Genomic DNA, 18,356 nt, shown 5'->3' with positions numbered 1-18,356 from the left:
CCATTCCCATGGCTCTGTTCGCATGCAAGGGGGGATGGAGAGAGCATGTCACGACCTGCCTCGGAACTCGGCCGGGCATTGCTGGCCGAATTCGGACCTGATTTCGTCGCGAAACAACTCAGCAACGAGGTGGTGTTCAAGCGCCTCGCCCCGGAACTGGTCCAGGAGCACTTCTCCTGGCACGACCTCAACGAGATCCTCGCCCGCGGTCGCACGGAACCCGCCGAGCTGAAGCTGTCCGCACAGAGCAGGCTCCTCCCGGAACACGAGTACATGGCGACGCGCGGAGGCCACCGGGTCGTGGATCTGACCCGTGTCTTCTCGCTCATGCGGTCCGGGGCCAGCGTCATCATCGACTCCCTGGACCGGATCCACCCCGCGGTGCGGGCCGCGACCGACGACCTGATGCGCATGGTCGGCGAGATGGCGTCCTGCAACCTCTTCGTCACCTTCGACGACTCGAAGGCCTTCAACAGTCACTACGACGAGGTGGACACCTTCATCGTGCAGGTGCAGGGCACCAAGCACTGGCAGGTGCACGGCCCTTCGGAGGCCCACCCGCTGCCGGAGTACGGCGACAACGACCCGGCCCGCTGCCCGCGGCACGTCGTGTTCGAGAAGCCCCTGGAGCCGGGCGACGTGATCCACGTGCCCCGTGGCTGGTGGCACACCGTGCGCGGCGGCGGCGAGTCCAGTCTCCATCTCTCCTTCGTCTTCACCCGCCGCACCGGCTACGACTGGCTGCGCTGGGTGGCGTACCGCGCCCTGCACGACGTCGACGTACGGGAGAGTCTGGCCCGGGCGGGCACCCCCGAGGAGCAGCGGGCGCAGGCCGAGCGGATCCTCACGGCCTTCGTGAACGAGGCGAAGGGCCTGACACTGCGGGACTTCTTCGACAGCGAGCGGAACGGCACGGGCGGCCGGGAGACCGCCGGACTGCCCTGGGACGTGCTCCGGGCGCGCCCGCCGGCCGAGTCGGTGGTCGAACTGGCGACCGTCCTGCCGCCCCGGCTCGACGTCAGGGACGAGCGCGTGGTGCTCACCGCGGCGGGTCAGGAGTTCGCCCTGCCGTCGGCCCATCGCGTCGCGTGCGAGGTGCTCGTCGAGGAACGCCGTCTCGGCGTGGGCGAGTTGGCCGAGCGTGCGGGGACTTCGGTGACCGCCGCGTCGGCGCTGGTCTCCGCGTTGCTGCGGGCCGGGCTGGTCACCGTCACCGATGACGGAGCGGGGCGCGCCGAAGGCTGGCGGGCCCCGTGACGGGGACCGCCGTCCGGCCGGGTGCGGGCGCCCTGGGGCTGCCCGCCGCCGAAGTGGACGCCGTGCTCTCGGGCGCCCTCACCGCGGACGCGGTCCTGATGGGGCTGCCGTCCGACGCCGGGGTCACGAGTGTGCCCGGCCAACGCCACGGCCCGGAGATCTTCCGCAAGCTCTCCCCCGGCCACGACTGGACCGTCACCGACGACGGCGCCCTGGGCGGGGTGCTGGACCCGTTGACCGGGGGTCCGGTGCTCGACGGGCGCAGGGTGTTCGACCTGGGCGACCTCGGCTCGGTGCCGCTCGACCCCCGGGTGGGGCGGGCCACCTACTACCGGGCGGTGACCGGCCTGGCGCAGCGGCTCGCCGGGACATCCGCGACTCCGCTGTTCATCGGCGGGGACCACGCGCTGTCCGCGCCGGTCGCCACCGGCCTCGCGGCTGAACACGGGCCCCTGCACATGGTGTGCTTCGACGCCCACTGCGACTACAGCAGCCGCCCGATGCCCGGCCTCGCCGACATCACCCACGGCGACTTCCTCGGACACCTGCTGCAGACCGGCGTGCTCTCCGGGTGCGACCTGTACGGGGTGCGGACCTTCCTTCCGGCCTCGTGGGGCCCGTTGCCGCCGAACCTGCGCTGTTCGTACGCGTACGACTTCCCGGAACCCGTCGGCGGGGAGGGCGCGGCGACGTATCTCTCCATCGATCTCGACGCGATCGACCCCGCGGAGTTCCCGGCGACCGGGCACCCGGAGGCGGGCGGCTACCGGCTGCGGGAGCTGCTCGCCGCCGTCGAGCACGTCTGCCGTACCCGTCGGGTGGTCGCGGTGGACATCGTGGAGGCCCTCCAGGACGACCGTGAGAACCGTGCCACCAGCGCGACGATCTCCACACTTGTCATGAGCTGTCTGCGGGCACTGCTGGACGACCACCAGGGAGCGATGAGGCGACGATGACCACCATGGACACGGCCGGCCGGACCCGCGGCCGCACCCTGCACGGCTGGCAGATCGACCTGATCGCCGACATGGACCGTCCCGACCTCCGGACGCACGGCCCGTCCCACGTCGGCCGCAACGCCGGCGAGGAGGACGTCACGATCCGCCGGTACCGGGACCGCACCTGGATCTACAAAACGTGGGAGAGCGACCGCCACCCCGGGCGCTTCCATCTGTACACGCCCACGACCGGCAAGGTCCACGGGATCGACGCACGGCAGGCGCAGCTGCTGGGGGCGGCCACCTGGGAGCCGGCCGGCCCGGCGGACACGGGGCGCGCCCCTGCTGCGCCGCCCACCGAGGCGGAGATCGCCGAACTCAACCGGCTGGTACAGCCGTTCGAGGGTGCGGGCTGGCAGTTTCCCGAGGTGCCGTCCGACGCGCGTGTGGACACCCCACGGGTGCGGGTGCTGATGCTCAATCCCACCGAGCAGTGCAACATCCGTTGCACGTACTGCTATTACGGCGGCGCCTACCCGGGGACCCGTCCGCACCAGACGGCCTCCCCGCAGGCGGACATGGTGAAGGCCGCGATCGACCTGTTCGTCACCGGCGAGAAGAAACTGGAGCCCGCGCAGCGGGCCCTCTACTTCTTCGGCGGCGAACCGCTGCTCGCCTTCGACCAGCTCAAGGAGGCCGTACTCGCCCTGGAGGAGCGGAAGAGGGAGGTCGGCTCACAGGCCCAGAACCTGATCATCCAGATCAACTCCAACGGGATGCTGCTGACCCCGCAGATCGTCGACTTCCTGGTCGAGCACGACATCTACCTCAACATCTCCATCGACGGGCCCAACCACGACCGCTACCGGGTCGACCGGCGCGGCAAGGGCACCCACGAGCGGGTGCGGGAGCGCACCGACTGGCTCGCCGAGAACTGGCCGGAGTACTTCGCCTCCCGGGTCGCCGTCATCTGCGTGCTGTCGGCGCCCCTGGACGAGGCGGCCCTGTACCGGTACTTCACCGACTGGCCGACCGCACTGCGGGCGCTGGCCTGGGACTTCGACCTGCTGCTGCCGGGCGGCGAGCAGTCCTACACGGACTTCCGGCGGATGTTCACCGAGCAGCGCCGGGTGTGGGACCTGTTCGTCGCGGCCCACCGCCACGACCACCAGGAGCGGGAGCGGTCGGGCCGCTACCGCTTCTCCTTCAGCCACGGTTTCCTGCACCGCTCGTTCCACCGGGCGCTGAACCAGCCGGAACGCGACGGTTCGCCGCGGCTCGCCCATCTGCTGGGCGTCCAGCTCGTCCCGGGCAACGACAACCTCGTGCTCGGTTCGGACGGCACGCTCTACTCGTCGTACGAGTTCCAGTCCCCGGACTTCGCCGTCGGCCACACCGACCGGGGCGTCGATCCGCTGGCCGGCGTCGAGCAGCTGGCCATGTTCCGTGCCGCCGCGAACGCGGGTTCCTGCGGGTCCTGCTGGGCGGCGCCGATGTGCACGGTGACCGTGCCGGAGGCGCCGTTCCGGGAGTCGGATCCCGCCGAGACCGTACGCGACAAGGTGACGGCCAAGCGGGCGCGCTGCATGTCGGAGCGGGAGAACCTGGAGCAGGGGCTGCGGGCGCGGACCGACATCGAGGAGGCGTTCGGCCCCGAGGCGTTGCGGGGGCATCGTGAGGACTGGGCCCGGCAGGCGGAAGGGGGCAGCCGCGTTGACCACTTCTTCGAAACATGACGGGTCCGCAGCCGTCGCGTCCGACGCGTCCGCCGTCCTCGAACGTCTCTGCGGGCCCACACCGGCCGTGCTGCGCGGGGCCGGTCTGGAGTGGCCGGTGTATCCGGTGCTGCGCGAGGCTCGGCTGCGGGAGCTCGCCGACCGTCCGGTGATCGCGGAGGATCCGCGGCGCCGGCCCGTGACCGTACGGCTGCGGGAGGTGCTCGACGAGCTGCGGGCCGAGCGGCCACGTGGACTGTATCTGCGCAACCAGCGCCTGTCGGAGTTCGATCCGGCCCTGTGGAACCTCGTCCCGCGCGAGGTCCGGCGGCTCAACTGGCTGCTGGCACTGCCCGCGGGCGAACGCCCGGACTGGGCGTGGCTGATGGTCGGCGGCGCCGGGACCAGCTCGCCCCTGCACGTCGACACGATGGCGAGCGCCGCGTGGAACCTGCTCGGATCGGGCCGCAAGAAGTGGAGCTTCCACTCGCCGGAGCGCTCCGAGGAGTGGCGGCTGCTGCCGCCGGGCGTCTGTGTCCCCGGGTCCTACGAGGTCCGGAGCGTCGAACTGGTCCAGGAACCCGGGGACATCGTGGTGACACCGAGCGGCTGGGCCCATGAGGTGCACAACGTCAGCGGCACGGTCTCCGTCACCGCCAACTTCATCAACCGTTCCAACCTCGGCTTCGCCAGGCGGTACTTCGAGGTGCTCGGCGACACGGCGAACCACGAGGCGCTCGGTGCCGTCGGCGCGGCGTTCGACCGGCTCGACGGCGGGAGCGGCGGCCGGTGAACGCGACCGGTCCGCCCTGCACGCGTCCCGAAGTCAACCCGTGCATCGGGCAGTTGCGGGGGCAGGCAGTGAGCCGTACGGTCCGGGAGGCGATCGGCCCCGGTCACCGGCGCACCGGCACGGCCACAGGTCACGGGAACCAGGCGGCGGCCGTCGACCGCAGCGCCGACCAGGCATTCCAGGAGGAGCCCCGATGAGAATCCGGCTGGAGTCGGTGCACCGCTCCTACCGCGTGAGACGCCCTCCGGAATCGGGAAGCCGCCTCACCCGGCTCGTCCGCAGGGTGAGCAGTGAGGTGGAGGCGCTGCACGGCATCGACCTCGCGGTCGACGAGGGCGAGACCGTCGGGTACATCGGGCTCAACGGGGCCGGCAAGTCCACCACCATGAAGCTGGTCGCCGGGATCCTCACGCCGACCTCCGGGCGGGTCACGGTGGACGGCCGCGATCCGCACCGCCACCGCCGGCAGCTCTCCGCCGAGCTGGGCTATCTCGCGGCGCAGCGGGCCAGCCTGTGGTGGGACCTGCCGGTGAAGGACTCCTACGAACTGATCCGCCGGGTCTACGACGTCGAGCCGGCCGTGTTCCGGCGACGGCGCGAGGACCTGGTCTCGCGGCTCGACATCGGGCGGTATCTCGACACCCCCGTACGGGAGTTGTCGCTCGGCAACCGGACCCGCGCGGAGCTGGTGGGCGCCCTGCTGCACGCGCCTCGGCTGCTGCTGCTCGACGAGCCGACGATCGGCCTCGACATCTTCGCACGGGAGGCCATCTGCGAAGTCCTGCGCGAACTGCGCGACGACACCGCGCCGACCGTCGTCATGGCCAGCCACGACCTGCGCGACGTGGAGGCGATCTGCCACCGGATCGTCATGATCGACGACGGGCGGCTGGTGTACGACGGGAAGATCGACGAGCTGCGTGCCCTGGGCGGGGGCCGCCGCACCCTGGTGATCCATCACGCGGCGGACCACCGGCTGCCCGAACTGCCCGAGCTGCCCGGTCTGACGCGGATCGAGGACCGGACCCGCACGGTCACCACGTACACCTTCACGCAGGGGGAACTGCCGGGCGAACTGCTCGCCGCACTGTTCCGCGACCCGCGGGTCGACGACGTGCGGATCGAGGCCCCGAGTCTGGAGGACCTCATCAAGGACCTTTATCTGAGGGGGACTTGATGACGTCCGTACGACGGTCGTGGCAGGCCCATCGGGCCGTCGCCGGCATCCAGGTCAAACTCGCCTTCCGCTACCGGACCAGAGCCTTCGCCCAGGGCGTGGGCGCCCTGCTGCTGATCGGTCTTCAGGTGGCGCTGTGGGCGGCCGTGTACGCCGGCAGCGACGACTCGACGCGGGCGGGCTGGCTGACCCTGCACCAGACGACGGTCTACGCGGCGGCCGGCACCGTGTGGGTGCTGTGTGTCCCCGGGCTGACGCTGGCACGCCAGCTGGAGACGAAGATCAGGGACGGTCGGATCGTGACCGAACTGCTGATGCCCACGGGATTCCTGTCCCAGTGGTTCTCCGCTGCCCTCGGCCGCACGATCGGCGTCACCGCCCTCGTCGGCATGCCCGCGCTCCTCGTCGCCGCCACGCTCCTGTACCCCTTCGGCCTTGATCCCGGCTACCTCGGGCGGCTCCTGCTGACGGTCACCATTGCCTTCGTCATCCTGTTCGACTTCAGCTATCTGATCGGCCTGTCCGCGTTCTTCCTGCGTCGCGTCGACGGGCTCAACGAGGTCCGCGAGGCACTGCTGCTCCTGCTCGGCGGTTCGATGATGCCCATCTCCCTCTACCCGGGCCCCCTGCGGGACGCGGCGGTCTGGACCCCGTTCGTGCACGGCTTCTACACCCCGCTCGGCACACTCGTGCGGGACCCCTTCGTGGACGGCCGGGTGATCGCCCTGGGCGCGTGCTGGGCGGTCGTGCTGACCGTCGCGAGCGTGGCCTGCACCCGGGCCGCCCTGCGGAAGCTGGTGATCGCCGGTGGCTGACACCCTGGCCGGACTGCGGAAGTCCGCCGGAATCGCGCTGCTCGCCACCCGGATGAACTTCCGGAGCCATATGGTGCACCCCGGTGAGGTCCTGCTCGCGAACCTCGGTGCCCTCGTCCAGGCGGTCTCCGGAGCGGCCGTCCTCATGCTGGCCCTCTCCGCGGCGGGCGACATCCACGGCTGGACTCTCGCCGAATGGGCGGTGCTCACGGGGTTCACCACCGTGGCGCGCGCACTGTGGAACACCGTCTTCTTCGGCACCCTCGACATCCCGGACATGGTGCGCACCGGTGAACTCGACCACTATCTGGTCCGGCCCACCAGCCCGCTGGCGCTCATCCTGTTCTCCAAGGTCGACACGGACGTGTGGATCGAGATCGTCGTCGGCGGCGCCCTGCTGGGCACCGCTCTGCATCTCAGCGGAGCGGACGTCTCCCCGGCGGTGGTGGTCTTCGTCCCGCTGGCGCTGACCGGGGCCGCGCTCGTCTTCGCGGCCATGCATCTCGCCGTCACGGCACTGTCGTTCTGGCTGCGCCAGGACGCGATGCTGAGCATGCTCATCTGGCGGCTGGACAGCTTCTCGCAGCTGCCGATGAGTTTCTACCCCAAGTGGCTGCTGACCGTGTTCTCCACGGTCGTGCCGTTCGCCTTCGTCGGCTATTACCCCTGCCTCTACATCCTCGGCAGGACCGACTCACCGTTCGTCTGGGCCCTGCCCCTGGTGGGACCGCTGCTGTTCCTGCCGGCGGTCCTCCTGTGGCGGCGCGGGGTCGACCGCTATTCCAGCACCGGTTCTTGAGGAGCGTTCCAGTGGATCACCTCGCCGCGTTCGAGCGTGACGGCTATCTCGTGGTGGACATCTTCTCCCCCGACGAGGTCGCGGAGCTGAAGAAACTGCTCTCCGGCCTCATCGACCCTCCGGCGTCCGGGCATCCCCGGCTGTACGTCCACGCCGCCTCCGAGAAGCCGCTGCCACGGCTCGATCCCTACAACCCGTACGCCGTGTGGAAGATCGTCAACACCCCGCTCGCCGGCGACGCCTGGTACGCGCTGATCCAGGACGCGCGGATCCTCGACGTCGTCGGCGAACTCATCGGCCCCGACATCAACTTCCACATGGGGTTCGCCCGGCTGCGCCCCACGGGGCTGAGGGCCGAGGAGGGCTGGCACCGCGACCTGGAGACCGACCGCCACACCCTGCCCGAACTCGTCACCGCGCTGATCTACCTCGACGACATGGACGCCGAGTCCGGCGCCACACTGGTCTGTCCGGGCAGTCACCGCCATGACCGGCCGGCACCCGAGGAGGGCGAGGCCCGGCCGGTCCGGGCCCGCCCCGGGTCGGTGCTCTTCCTGCACTGCCTCACGCTGCACCGGGCCAGCGGGAACATGACCGAGCGCCATCGCTCCATCCTCATCAACGAGTACAAGAGCGCCCGCACCGTGGAGGTGACACCCAACGACGCCGCGTTCGCCGACCTTCCACTGCGCCGCGGGGGCCGGAACCTGAGCGCCCTGTGACACACCGACGGCCTTGGTGAGCGGCGGTCCCGGCGCGGTGCCGCTCCCGTGGTCCGCGCGTCGTTCAGACGACGAGGCGACCGCCGTCGGCCACGATCATCTGGCCGGTGACAGAACTGGTGCGGCACAGACCTCCTCCGCCGGCCTCCAGCGGAATGGCCTGGTCGCGCCCACGCAGACGCAACCAGGCCGTCGCCCTGTGCCGTGGCGTTTTCGTGGGCGGTCCGGTCAGAACTCAGCCGCGCCACACCTGGATGAGTCCCACATTGTCGTTGAGAGACGCGCCGAGATACGGCACCGGCAGTCGGAACGTGGCGGCGTAGGTACTGGACCGGTTGTGGAACCTCGCCACGGTGCAGGTGCCGACCCCCTGCGCGGAGCTGATGTTGTGCGACCAGTAGTCATCCGGATGCAGCGAATAGCCCGAGCTGTCGCACGGGCCGTCGTCGCCGTAGATGAACGTGGTGGGGTTGCGGTAGTCGGTGTTCTTCGACCAGAGCATCAACAGGGTCGCCTGCGCGGACTTCCCCCCGGTCTTGGCCAGCACCTGGGACGACGCAAGGTGAGCGCGGGCGTCGGCCGCGGACTTGTCCGAACAGTACCGGTACAGCTCCGGGGAAGCCCCGCCCTCGGCGGGGGTCTTCCCCACGAGGACGACACAGGCCTTGGGATCCGCGGCGGACTTCGCGGTCGCCGCCTCCCCCGCCGGCGCAGTGGCCAGCAGTAGACCTGCGACACCCGCCGCCATGCCGATCAGGCCCACGGAACCCTTCATTTTGCTCACTTCTTCTCCCCTTCCGGATCGGGTCCGCAGCGGTGCCCGCACTGCCGACGGGCACCCGCGCGACCCCGTTCGTGGTGGCTCGTGTTCCTTTCAAGAGGAGAATGCGCGCCGCGGCCCGGCCTGTCGTTACGCGTCCGCGCACAGGCCTTTCGTCTGCGTGTACTGCTGTGGCCGCCGGCGGTACCGGCGTGGCGAGAGGCCGAAGGCGTGACGGAGTGCCTGGGTGCAATGCGCGGGGACGACGAGGCCGCGGCAAACTGCGATCGCGTGGATCGGGCGCGGGCAAGTCGAACAGGTCGGCCGGCCCGGTAGCGCGTCACACCAGGACACCTGGTCGGTCACCGCCGCCTCACCGCCTTCACTGCGAGCCCGCTCGGCGCCTGCCGGTACGCGTCCCGGTACGCGTCGAGGATCGGGCGCTCCGGTGGGATGAGGTCGGCCGGCAGGCGGTCGATGTCGAAGAACGCGGCGGCGGTGTTCTCGACCTGGTCCGGGACCACTGTGGCGCCGGGCGGCAGAGCGGTGACGTAGGCGGCGGTGGCGTTGTGGACCTGGTCGCCGTTGGGATAGCGGTAGAAGTACGTGGGCCCTCCGGAGAACAGGCCCAGCAGCGTCAGTTCACCGACGACCAGCCCTGTCTCCTCCAGCACCTCTCGGCGGGCGGTGTCCTCGAAGGACTCGCCGGGATCCATCAGCCCGCCGGGCAGCCCCCACCCGCCGGTGTCCGCGCGGGCAAGGAGCAGCACTCCGCCCCGCTCGTCGGTCACCACCACCGACGAGCCCGGGAGGATGAGGGGCCGATGGCCCAGCAGGGCACGCAGTTGGGCCACGTAGTCCTTCATCCGTCGTCCCTTCGACCCTGATCAGTGCAGACTGCGTGCGCGGGGCGATCGGCACATGCCCGCCGTACCGACTCACAAACACGGTCGACCTCGTGCTCCGGCATGTGCGAGCAGACCGGCAAGGTGATCATCCGGGCGGCCCGCCGGTCCGTCACCGGCGGTTCGAGCAGGGGCGTGGTGCCACGAGCGGTCACTCCCGGATCGCCCCGTCGGCGCGACGCCCCTGCGCCGCGCCCGACCGTCGCTCAGGTGACGCTGATCGCGCCGGTGACGACCGCGAAGGCGATGTACGCGAGGGAGACCAGGACGCCCCAGCGCAGGGCGTGCTTCTGGAAGTCGCCCAGTTCCGCCTTGACGAGGCCGAGCAGGACCCACAGGGGTGCGCTGGTCGGGCCCATCATGTGCAGGATCTGCCCGATGGCGCCGGCCCGGGCGATCTCGTTGGCGGGGATCCCGTAGTGCGCGGCGGACTCGGCGAGGACGGGCACCACACCGAACCAGTACGCGTCGTTCGACATGAAGAAGCCGAGCGGCAGCGCGAGGACGGCGGTGAACAGCGGGATGACGTTGCCCCAGCCCTCGGGGACGATCGACAGGGCCGCGTCCGCCATGGCCTTGATCATGCCGGAGTCGGTCATGATGCCGGTGAACACACCGGCGGCCAGGACCAGGATCATCACCGGGACCGCGTTGGCGGCCTGGCGCTTGATGAGTTCCTGCTGGTCGCCGATCCTGCGGATGTTGACCAGCAGGGCGATCACGAAGGCCACCATGAAGAGCACCAGCAGGTCGGCGACCTCCAGGATGAGCAGCGCCATCAGGAGCACGGTGAGGGCGGCGTTGAACCACATGCGCCAGTCGGCCTCGACCGGTTCGAAGGCCTCGCCGGAGGCGATCTCCAGTTTGTAGGTGCTGAGCTTCTCGGAATCGAGCTTGCCGCGTTCGCGCAGGCCGAGCCAGTAGGCGACGGCGATGATGGCCAGGCTGGTGAGCGCCATGGGGGCGAGCATGTGGACGAAGTATTCGGTGGCACTCAGGTGCAGGACGCTGATGCCACGGGTGGCGGCGCCGCCCCAGGGGGTGGTGCCGGAGATGGTGCCCAGTGCCATCGCGGCGAGGGTGGCGAGGATGAGCGGGTTGATGCCCAGGCGCCGGTAGATGGGCAGGAACGCCGAGCAGACGATCATGTAGGTGGTGGTGCCGTCGCCGTCCAGGGCCACGCACAGGGACAGCACGGCGGTGCCGACGACGATGCGGACCGGGTCGCCCTTGGTGGCGCGGATGATGGCCTGGACGATCGGCTCGAAGAGTCTGGCCTCCATCATCAGGCCGAAGTAGAGGACCGCGAACAGCAGCAGGGCCGCGGTGGGCGCGACCGTGTCCAGGCCGTTCATGATCATGTCGCCGAGCTTGGCGCCCTTGCCCGCGATCAGTGCGGCGGCGATCGGCGTGAGCATGATGGCGGTGAAGGCGGAGAGGTACTTCCGCATGACGAGCAGCATGAAGCTGCCCAGTGTGGCGAAGCCGAGGACGGCGAGCATCGTTGCTCCTTGATGCAGGTGCGCAGGGCCGCCGGTGGGTCGGCGGCGCGGTGCGGGGCGGCGCAGGTCAGTGCGTGGCGGGTCGGAAGGTGACCGACAGCGCACGTGAGGCCGTACTCGGCTCGTGCGTGGGGTCGGTCATGGTACGTGTGACTCCTGTACGGCGGTTTCGAGACACACGGCCGCGGCGGGCATCGGCCCGCGGGCAGGTCAGGGGCGCGTTCGGGATGGCTGGGTCGTCCGGTGGCGGACGGGTGACCGAGGAAGGGAAGGCGGCTCGCCCCACTTCCGGACAACCGGTTTACCGGATTGCCGGTAGGTAACTAGAATCCGGCCATCGCGTCAATACCGAAGTGAGGAATTCGATGGCCGAACTCGCCAGGATCACGGTCGAGCCACGGGAGCCGCTGGCCTCCGAGGTGTCCCGCCGACTGATCGACTATTTGATGTCAGGCGAGGTGCAGCCCGGTGACCGGATCCCGTCGGAGCGGCAGCTGACCGAGATGCTCGGGGTGAACCGCCCCACCGTGCGCGAGGCGATCAAGTCGCTGGGATTCCTCGGCCTGCTGGAGATCCGCCAGTCCAGCGGGACGTACTTCCGCGGCACCGATTCCGACGTGCTGTACCGGCTCTTCGAGCTGGGTCTGATCCTCGGGGAACGGGGCGCCCGGGACATGGTGCAGGCCCGCGCGGAGCTGGAGGTGGTCGTCGCCGGCCTCGCCGCTCAGGCCCGCGACGAGGCGGGCGTGGAACTGCTGCGCGCGCGGCTGGCGGCGATGCGCCAGTGCCCGGACGAGGAGTTCCCCGAGGCGGACACCGCCTTCCACGCCGCCCTGGGCGAACTGTCCGGCAACGCGGTACTGCGGGACATGCTCAAGGGCATGCGGGCGATGATCCAGCGGGGCTGGGTGGAGCGCACCGGCGCCGTCCGCTCCCGCGAGGTGGCCTACGCCGACCATGTGCCGATCTTCGACGCGGTCGTGGCGGGGGACGCGGAGGCGGCCCGCGCCGCGATGGCCCGGCACATGGACGGCGCGTCGCGTCGCCTGATGGAAGCCCTCGACCGACGCGAGGCATAGCCGGGCACCGTGGGCCGCGAGGCGCCCTGAGCCTTGGGGCGCCTGGGATCCGCGGCCCTGGGTCGCCGCCTGCGGGACGGCTGGGGTCGCCGCCTGCGGGACGGCTGCGACCTGCGTCCCGGGGTGACGGGCGGGGCTCCACTTTCACAACCGGTTGACCGGTTGACCGGTGCGGCCTACAGTGGCGGCGCGGCACCGCGACCACTCGCTGCCGTCCCCCATCCCGGGCTCCTCCCCGTGTTCTCACGAGGCGTTCTCGCGCCGTTCGGAGCGGGCCCGCGGTCGGGACCCTTGCCGGTCCCCGCCTACCGGAAGAGGTAAGAACCCCGGTGAACGAACCCCGACCCCTGGTCGCCATGATCCACGCAGTGCCGACCGGCGCCCGTATCGCCCAGGAGGCCTTCGCCCGCGAGTTTCCGCAGGCCACGGTCTGGAACCTGCTGGACGACCGGCTGCTGTACGACGCACTCGACTCCGGCGGGCTCACCGACGCACTGCGCCGGCGCATGCTCCGCCTGATCGGGCACGTGATGGACGGCGGCGCCCAGGGCCTGCTGCTCACCTGCTCCTCCTACGGGGAGGTGGTGGACACCGCCCGCGCCCTGTGGGACGTGCCCGTGCTGAAGTCCGACGAGGCCATGTTCAGCGCCGCCCTGGCCGGTCCGTACCGGCGTATCGCCGTCGTCGCCTCCACCGCGCCCGCCGTGCCGGCCGCCCTCGCCCAGCTCGAAGCGCTCGTGCCGACGGTCCGCCCGGACCGCCCCGTGGACATCGTGACCGCCCTGAGCGAGGAGGCGGCCACCCCGGGCGATCCCGGCGCGACCGCCCGGCACCTGGCCGACGCCCTGCACGCGGCGGGTGGCTCCGACGCGGACGTGGTGCTGCTGGCCCAGTACTCGCTGACCCCGGCCCGCGACGCCCTGGCCGCCCTGGTGGGTGTACCCGTGCTCGACGGCGCGGGCGCCGCCGCACGGCAACTTCGTGCTCTGCTCGTCCCCGGCCCCGACGAAGGACAGTCCGCCACGGCCACGACGGTGATCCGATGACCGCCCGTCTGCCCTGGCCGCTGGCCTACACGGTCTCGGGCGACGACTGCGCCACCTTCATGCCGCTCGGCTACGCCGCACCCCTGGCCGAGGCGGTGGACCACCTCGCCGAACTGGGCTACGACGGCGTGGAACTGCAGGTCCGCGAGAGCGGCGCACACGACGCCGACAAGCTCGTACGGACCGTCGACGCCGCGGGGCTGAAGATCCTGGGCGTCGGTACGGGGCCGGTCTCGGCCCACGACCGGCTGACGCTGACCGACCCGTCACCGGACGTACGCCGTCACGCCCTGTTCCGGCTCCTCGGCGCGGCCCGTCTCGCCGGCGCGCTCGGTGTGCCGGTCACCCTCGGCCAGACCCGCGGCACCTTCCTGCCCGGCCTGGAGGACATGCAGCGCCTGTGGGCCGAGCGTGCCGTCCAGCACCTGGCCGAGGAGGCGGCCCTGTACGGCAGCCGGCTGCTGCTGGAGCCGCAGTCGCGCGCCAACACCTCGCTGTGGCACACCCCGGACGAGACCCGCGCCGTCATCGACGCGCTCACCGGCCCGGCCGGGCTGGTGCTGGACACCCATCACCTCGACGCCGAGGGCATCGACGCGAGCGTGGCCCTCACGGAGCACGCCCCGGTCACCGGCTGCGTGCAGCTCGCGGCGCCCGGCACGCGAGGACCGCTCACCGTCGGCGATCCGCGGCTGCCCTCCCTGTTGCAAGCACTGCACAGGGGCGGCTTCACCGGCTGGCTGACGCTCGAACACACCCAGAACGGTGACAGTCACCAGGCCGCGGCCCGCTCCTGGGCCGCGTTGGACGACGCGGCCGCGACCCTGGCCTGACCGATCCGACCAGCGGGCCCACCGACCGACCGAATGCCCCACCCGGGCTCCCCAGGTGGACTCCCCGACGACCTGACTGCCCGGCCATCTGCCGTTTTGCCCTCCTGCTGCCAGAACAGCCGACCGAAAGAGGAACCCGCATCATGAGCTCCACCACCTACCGTCTCGGCGTCCTTGAGGGCGACGGGATCGGCCCCGAGATCGTCCCGTCCTCCGTCGAGATCGCCACCGCCGCCGCGCAGTCCGCGGGCGTCGAGGTCGACTGGGTGACCCTGCCGCTGGGCGCCACCGCGATCGAGTCCCACGGCACCCCCGTCCCCGAGGAGACGAAGGAGGCCCTGGCCGGACTCGACGGCTGGTACCTCGGCCCGCACGACTCCGTCAGCTACCCCGAACCGCACAAGTCCGCGCTCAACCCCTCGGGCACCCTGCGCAAGCACTTCCAGCTGTTCGCCAACATCCGCCCCGCCAAGTCCTTCCCCGGCGCCGAGTCGATCTGCGACAACGCCGACCTGGTCATCGTCCGCGAGAACACTGAGGGCTTCTACGCCGACCGCAACACCTTCGCCGGCACCGGTGAGTTCATGCCCACCCCCGACACCGCCATCATGCTGGGCATCATCACCCGCCAGGCCACCGAGCGCGTCGCCCGTGTCGCCTTCGACCTGGCCCGCTCGCGCCGCAAGAAGCTGACCATCGTCCACAAGGCGAACGTGCTGAAGCTGACCACCGGCCTGTTCCGCACCGTGTGCCAGGAAGTCGCCGAGGAGTACCCAGACGTGGCGGTGGACGACTTCCACATCGACGCCATGACCGTCCACCTGGTGCGCCGCGCCCAGGACTTCGACGTCATCGTCACCGAGAACATGTTCGGCGACATCCTCTCGGACCTGGCCGGTGAGATCTCCGGCTCGCTGGGCACCGCCCCGTCCATCAACTCCTCCGCCACCACGGCGATGGCCCAGGCCTCCCACGGCTCCGCCCCCGACATCGCCGGGCAGAACATCGCCAACCCGGTCGCCATGATCCTGTCCGGAGCGATGCTGTTCGAGTGGCTCGCCGCCAAGCACGGCGACGAGCGGCTGGCCGCTGTCGCGAAGACCGTCGAGCAGGGCGTGGCCGACGCGATCGCCTCCGGCGTCTCCACCCGGGACCTCGGCGGGTCCGCGTCCACCAGCGAGTTCACCGCCGCGGTCATCAAGGCCATCGGCGCCGGCCAGGACTGACCCCGCCGCCTCGGGGCGGGGGCCGGCTGCGGTCGCCCGCCCCGGCTCCCGGCGTCCTGCCCGCCCCCTGCCCCGCTCCGCCTGCCCGGAGTCCGTACGGTCCGCACGGTTCTCCGTCATGTGCGGACCGGTAGGGGCCGGGCGCGCAGTTCCCCGCGCCCCTGACGGGGCCCGCCACCCCCTGACAAGGCGCCCCGTTCGACGCGGGCCGCCCGGGAAGAGAGCCCGACCATGACCCTGCGCATCGGCTGCATAGCCGACGACTTCACCGGCGGCACCGATGTCGCCGCGGCCTTCCGGCGGGCGGGTCTGCGCACCGCCCTGGTGTTCGGCGCCCCGGACGACACCACCGTGCTCCCGGCGGACTGCGACGCGGCCGTGGTCGCGCTCAAGTCCCGTTCCACCCCGGCCGGCGAGGCCGTCGCCGACTCCCTGGCCGCCCAGCGCTGGCTGTGGGCCAAGGGCGCGGCACAGGTCTACTTCAAGTACTGCTCGACCTTCGACTCCACCCCCAAGGGCAACATCGGTCCGGTCACCGACGCCCTCATGGACGCCGCCGGCGCAGGTGTCACCCTGCACTGCCCGGCCTCCCCGCCCAACGGCCGCACGGTCTACCAGGGCCATCTGTTCGTCCACGACCAGCTGCTGTCAGACTCGCCCCTGCGCCACCACCCGCTCAACCCGATGACGGACCCGGTCCTGGTCCGCCTGCTGTCCGCGCAGACTCCGCACCAGGTGGCACTGATCGACTGGCCCACCGTGCGCCAGGGCGTGGAGGCCGTCCGCGACGCGCTGGTCGCGCACCAGCAGGCCGGTGTACGGCATGTCATCGCGGACGCCCTCACCGACGACGACCTTGCCGTCCTGGGCGCCGCCGCACTCGAACTGCCGGTCGTGGCAGGGGCCGCGGGCCTGGCCGAGGGACTCGGACACGCCTACCCCGGCGCTGGAACCGCCGCACCCGAACCGCTGCCGCGCGGAGGGCGGGCCGCCGTGCTCGCCGGCAGCTGTTCGGCTCGCACCCTGGAACAGATCGCCCAGTTCTACGCCGCCGGTCTGCCCTCCCTGCACCTCGACGTCCTCGCCGCGGCCACCGGCCGCGACGTCACCGGCGAGGCGCTGGCCTGGTACGACGAACAGGACGACCATCGGCCCGTCCTGATCTACGCCTCGGCGTCACCGGAGGAACTGGCCGCCGTGCAGGCCCAGTTGGGTGTCGCGGAGGCCGCCGCACAGGTCGAGGACCTCCTCGGCACCCTCGCCTCCCACCTCGTAGACCGCGGCGTACGCCGGCTGCTCGTCGCAGGCGGCGAGACCTCCGGCGCCGTCACCACCGCCCTGGGTGTCCGGGCCGTCCTCGTCGGCGAGGAGGCCGACCCGGGCGTGCCGTGGACGTACGCGGCCACCGGGAAGGGCGACCTCGCCCTCATGCTCAAGTCCGGCAACTTCGGCGCCCCCGACCTGTTCACCCGCGCTCTCACGGAGACCAAGTGACCGTCCACGCCGACGAGTCGGCCGCCCGCGACCTCATCGTCCGCACCGCACGCTCCCTGTTCACCCGTGGTCTCACGCACGGTTCGACGGGCAACCTGTCCGTCCGCCTGGCCGACGGCAGCCTGCTGCTCACCCCCACCGGATCCAGCCTCGGCACCGTCGAGGCGGCCGAGCTGTCCCGCACCGACCTGCACGGCGTCCACCTCGACGGGCCCCGGCCCACGAAGGAGGCGTTCCTGCACGCCGCCTTCTACCGGGCCCGGCCCGGCGCCCACGCGGTCGTCCACCTGCACTCCACGCACGCCGCCGCCGTCTCCTGTCTGGGCGACGTCGACCCGGCCGACGTGCTTCCGCCGCTGACCGCGTACTACGCCATGCGCGTCGGCACCCTGCCGCTCCTTCCGTACCACGCACCCGGCGACAGCAGCCTCGAACAACTGGCCGAGCGCACGGCCCGTACCCACCACGCCGTTCTCCTCGCCAACCACGGTCCCGTCATCGCGGGTACGACCATGGAACAGGCCGCCGACGCGGTCGAGGAACTGGAGGAGACCGCAAAACTGCACCTCCTCCTGAGGGGGCACACCACCCGTCCCCTCTCCCCCGAGCAGGCTGCCGCGCTCGCTCCCCCATCCTCCTGACGGCCGGATGAGCCGCGAGCGCGGCAGCCCTCACAGCAACAGCCCTCACAGCGAAGGAACTTTGATGACCGTCACGCCCGTCCCCACCGCCGATCTCGTCGACCGGTACGGGACCGAACTGCGCGTCTGCGACCTGCAGTTCCGTCAGTTCGGCGCCCACCACGGCTTCGCCGGGCCCGTCCGCACCGTCTCCTGCCACGAGGACAACGGCCTCCTGCGCGAGCTGCTGCGCACCCCCGGCGACGGCCACGTCCTCGTCGTCGACGGAGGCGGCTCCCTGCGCACCGCCCTGGTCGGCGACCTCATCGCCGGGGCCGCCCAGGACAACGGCTGGGCCGGCCTCGTCCTGCACGGAGCCGTGCGCGACAGTGCCGCCCTGTCCGGACTGCGGCTCGGCATCAAGGCGCTCGGCACCATTCCCCGTAAAAGCAGCAAGGCCGGAGCCGGAGCCGTCGACGTCCCTGTCACCTTCGGCGGGGTCACCTTCCGTCCCGGTGACGTCCTGCACGCCGACGACGACGGCATCGCGCTGCTGCCGGAAGGCCCGGTGAACTGACCCGTGGTTCTGAAAACCTTCGGCTGGTCGTTCGCGGTCACCGCGCTCGGCCTGGTCGCAGCGGTTTTGATCGGCGGATGGACCGCGTTCGGGATCGT

At 71.1% G+C, this 18,356-nt stretch carries 19 protein-coding genes; 16 read left to right on the top strand and 3 right to left on the bottom strand.

All coding sequences use genetic code 11. From position 1 onward, the window contains the following. Positions 1-45: 45 nt before the first annotated feature. From ACFWGJ_RS28285 to ACFWGJ_RS28245, 9 genes are all read left to right on the top strand, one after another. Complete coding sequence (locus ACFWGJ_RS28285) at positions 46-1,257, top strand: JmjC domain-containing protein (protein ID WP_387330050.1); 1,212 nt, start codon at positions 46-48, stop codon at positions 1,255-1,257. After that, the gene (locus ACFWGJ_RS28280) at positions 1,254-2,213 is read left to right on the top strand and encodes an arginase family protein (protein WP_387330047.1); all 960 of its coding nucleotides are present in this window, start codon (positions 1,254-1,256) and stop codon (positions 2,211-2,213) included. Before ACFWGJ_RS28285 ends, ACFWGJ_RS28280 begins: the two co-directional genes overlap by 4 nt. Continuing rightward, the gene (locus ACFWGJ_RS28275) at positions 2,210-3,931 is read left to right on the top strand and encodes a radical SAM protein (protein WP_387330044.1); all 1,722 of its coding nucleotides are present in this window, start codon (positions 2,210-2,212) and stop codon (positions 3,929-3,931) included. The genes ACFWGJ_RS28280 and ACFWGJ_RS28275 overlap by 4 nt, the downstream gene beginning before the upstream one ends. Beyond that, positions 3,909-4,703 (top strand): transcription factor jumonji, encoded by a 795-nt coding sequence (locus ACFWGJ_RS28270; protein WP_387330042.1) that lies wholly within the window; start codon positions 3,909-3,911, stop codon positions 4,701-4,703. The genes ACFWGJ_RS28275 and ACFWGJ_RS28270 overlap by 23 nt, the downstream gene beginning before the upstream one ends. Before the next feature lie 68 nt (positions 4,704-4,771). Further along, positions 4,772-4,900 carry a hypothetical protein gene (locus ACFWGJ_RS28265; RefSeq protein ID WP_387330039.1) on the top strand — a complete coding sequence of 43 codons (129 nt, stop codon included), beginning with the start codon at positions 4,772-4,774 and terminating at the stop codon, positions 4,898-4,900. Continuing rightward, positions 4,897-5,880 carry an ATP-binding cassette domain-containing protein gene (locus ACFWGJ_RS28260; RefSeq protein WP_387330036.1) on the top strand — a complete coding sequence of 328 codons (984 nt, stop codon included), beginning with the start codon at positions 4,897-4,899 and terminating at the stop codon, positions 5,878-5,880. The genes ACFWGJ_RS28265 and ACFWGJ_RS28260 overlap by 4 nt, the downstream gene beginning before the upstream one ends. Then, a complete protein-coding gene (locus ACFWGJ_RS28255) occupies positions 5,880-6,695 on the top strand; it encodes an ABC transporter permease (RefSeq protein ID WP_387330032.1) in 816 nt (271 codons plus the stop codon). Before ACFWGJ_RS28260 ends, ACFWGJ_RS28255 begins: the two co-directional genes overlap by 1 nt. Further along, on the top strand, positions 6,688-7,494 hold the full coding sequence (locus ACFWGJ_RS28250) for an ABC transporter permease (protein WP_387330029.1): 807 nt from the start codon (positions 6,688-6,690) through the stop codon (positions 7,492-7,494). The genes ACFWGJ_RS28255 and ACFWGJ_RS28250 overlap by 8 nt, the downstream gene beginning before the upstream one ends. Before the next feature lie 11 nt (positions 7,495-7,505). Then, positions 7,506-8,216 carry a phytanoyl-CoA dioxygenase family protein gene (locus tag ACFWGJ_RS28245; RefSeq protein ID WP_387330026.1) on the top strand — a complete coding sequence of 237 codons (711 nt, stop codon included), beginning with the start codon at positions 7,506-7,508 and terminating at the stop codon, positions 8,214-8,216. Between the two features lie 235 nt (positions 8,217-8,451). Here ACFWGJ_RS28245 and ACFWGJ_RS28240 read toward each other — a convergent pair whose 3' ends face one another. The 3 genes from ACFWGJ_RS28240 to ACFWGJ_RS28230 form a co-directional block, all read right to left on the bottom strand. Beyond that, the gene (locus ACFWGJ_RS28240; protein WP_387330023.1) at positions 8,452-9,000 is read right to left on the bottom strand and encodes a hypothetical protein; all 549 of its coding nucleotides are present in this window, start codon (positions 8,998-9,000) and stop codon (positions 8,452-8,454) included. 338 nt (positions 9,001-9,338) lie between these two features. Next, positions 9,339-9,842: an NUDIX hydrolase gene (locus tag ACFWGJ_RS28235; RefSeq protein ID WP_387330020.1), complete on the bottom strand. Its 504-nt coding sequence runs from the start codon at positions 9,840-9,842 to the stop codon at positions 9,339-9,341. A 245-nt stretch (positions 9,843-10,087) separates the two neighbouring features. Next, entirely contained in the window at positions 10,088-11,383 is a 1,296-nt protein-coding gene (locus tag ACFWGJ_RS28230) for a CitMHS family transporter (RefSeq protein ID WP_387330017.1), read from the bottom strand. 365 nt (positions 11,384-11,748) lie between these two features. On the opposite strand from ACFWGJ_RS28230, the gene ACFWGJ_RS28225 reads away from it, so the two are divergent. From ACFWGJ_RS28225 to rraA, 7 genes are all read left to right on the top strand, one after another. Continuing rightward, the gene (locus ACFWGJ_RS28225) at positions 11,749-12,462 is read left to right on the top strand and encodes a FadR/GntR family transcriptional regulator (protein WP_387330014.1); all 714 of its coding nucleotides are present in this window, start codon (positions 11,749-11,751) and stop codon (positions 12,460-12,462) included. Between the two features lie 329 nt (positions 12,463-12,791). Then, positions 12,792-13,508, top strand: a complete 717-nt coding sequence (locus ACFWGJ_RS28220; RefSeq protein ID WP_387330011.1) for an aspartate/glutamate racemase family protein — start codon at positions 12,792-12,794, stop codon at positions 13,506-13,508. Then, positions 13,505-14,341, top strand: coding sequence for a sugar phosphate isomerase/epimerase family protein (locus tag ACFWGJ_RS28215; protein WP_387330008.1), 837 nt, complete (start codon positions 13,505-13,507; stop codon positions 14,339-14,341). Before ACFWGJ_RS28220 ends, ACFWGJ_RS28215 begins: the two co-directional genes overlap by 4 nt. Before the next feature lie 143 nt (positions 14,342-14,484). After that, positions 14,485-15,567, top strand: coding sequence for an isocitrate/isopropylmalate dehydrogenase family protein (locus tag ACFWGJ_RS28210; RefSeq protein WP_387330005.1), 1,083 nt, complete (start codon positions 14,485-14,487; stop codon positions 15,565-15,567). 231 nt (positions 15,568-15,798) lie between these two features. After that, positions 15,799-17,061 carry a 3-oxo-tetronate kinase gene (otnK, locus tag ACFWGJ_RS28205; RefSeq protein ID WP_387330002.1) on the top strand — a complete coding sequence of 421 codons (1,263 nt, stop codon included), beginning with the start codon at positions 15,799-15,801 and terminating at the stop codon, positions 17,059-17,061. Further along, positions 17,058-17,702 (top strand): 3-oxo-tetronate 4-phosphate decarboxylase, encoded by a 645-nt coding sequence (gene otnC / locus ACFWGJ_RS28200; protein ID WP_387330000.1) that lies wholly within the window; start codon positions 17,058-17,060, stop codon positions 17,700-17,702. Before otnK ends, otnC begins: the two co-directional genes overlap by 4 nt. A 64-nt stretch (positions 17,703-17,766) precedes the next feature. Then, positions 17,767-18,258 carry a ribonuclease E activity regulator RraA gene (gene rraA / locus ACFWGJ_RS28195; RefSeq protein WP_387329997.1) on the top strand — a complete coding sequence of 164 codons (492 nt, stop codon included), beginning with the start codon at positions 17,767-17,769 and terminating at the stop codon, positions 18,256-18,258. The last annotated feature ends 98 nt before the right edge of the window (positions 18,259-18,356 follow it).

Source organism: Streptomyces sp. NPDC060205, assembly GCF_042728395.1.
In the GTDB taxonomy this organism is placed as follows: Bacteria; Actinomycetota; Actinomycetes; order Streptomycetales; family Streptomycetaceae; genus Streptomyces.
This window is presented reverse-complemented; position numbering and strand designations above follow the sequence as displayed.

Coding starts and splice junctions, on each gene's coding strand:
- ACFWGJ_RS28285 (WP_387330050.1), top strand. CDS start 46: ATGTCACGACCTGCCTCGGAACTCGGCCGGGCATTGCTGGCCGAATTC.
- ACFWGJ_RS28275 (WP_387330044.1), top strand. CDS start 2,210: ATGACCACCATGGACACGGCCGGCCGGACCCGCGGCCGCACCCTGCAC.
- ACFWGJ_RS28260 (WP_387330036.1), top strand. CDS start 4,897: ATGAGAATCCGGCTGGAGTCGGTGCACCGCTCCTACCGCGTGAGACGC.
- ACFWGJ_RS28255 (WP_387330032.1), top strand. CDS start 5,880: ATGACGTCCGTACGACGGTCGTGGCAGGCCCATCGGGCCGTCGCCGGC.
- ACFWGJ_RS28235 (WP_387330020.1), bottom strand. CDS start 9,842: ATGAAGGACTACGTGGCCCAACTGCGTGCCCTGCTGGGCCATCGGCCC.
- ACFWGJ_RS28230 (WP_387330017.1), bottom strand. CDS start 11,383: ATGCTCGCCGTCCTCGGCTTCGCCACACTGGGCAGCTTCATGCTGCTC.
- ACFWGJ_RS28225 (WP_387330014.1), top strand. CDS start 11,749: ATGGCCGAACTCGCCAGGATCACGGTCGAGCCACGGGAGCCGCTGGCC.
- ACFWGJ_RS28215 (WP_387330008.1), top strand. CDS start 13,505: ATGACCGCCCGTCTGCCCTGGCCGCTGGCCTACACGGTCTCGGGCGAC.
- ACFWGJ_RS28210 (WP_387330005.1), top strand. CDS start 14,485: ATGAGCTCCACCACCTACCGTCTCGGCGTCCTTGAGGGCGACGGGATC.
- otnK (WP_387330002.1), top strand. CDS start 15,799: ATGACCCTGCGCATCGGCTGCATAGCCGACGACTTCACCGGCGGCACC.
- rraA (WP_387329997.1), top strand. CDS start 17,767: ATGACCGTCACGCCCGTCCCCACCGCCGATCTCGTCGACCGGTACGGG.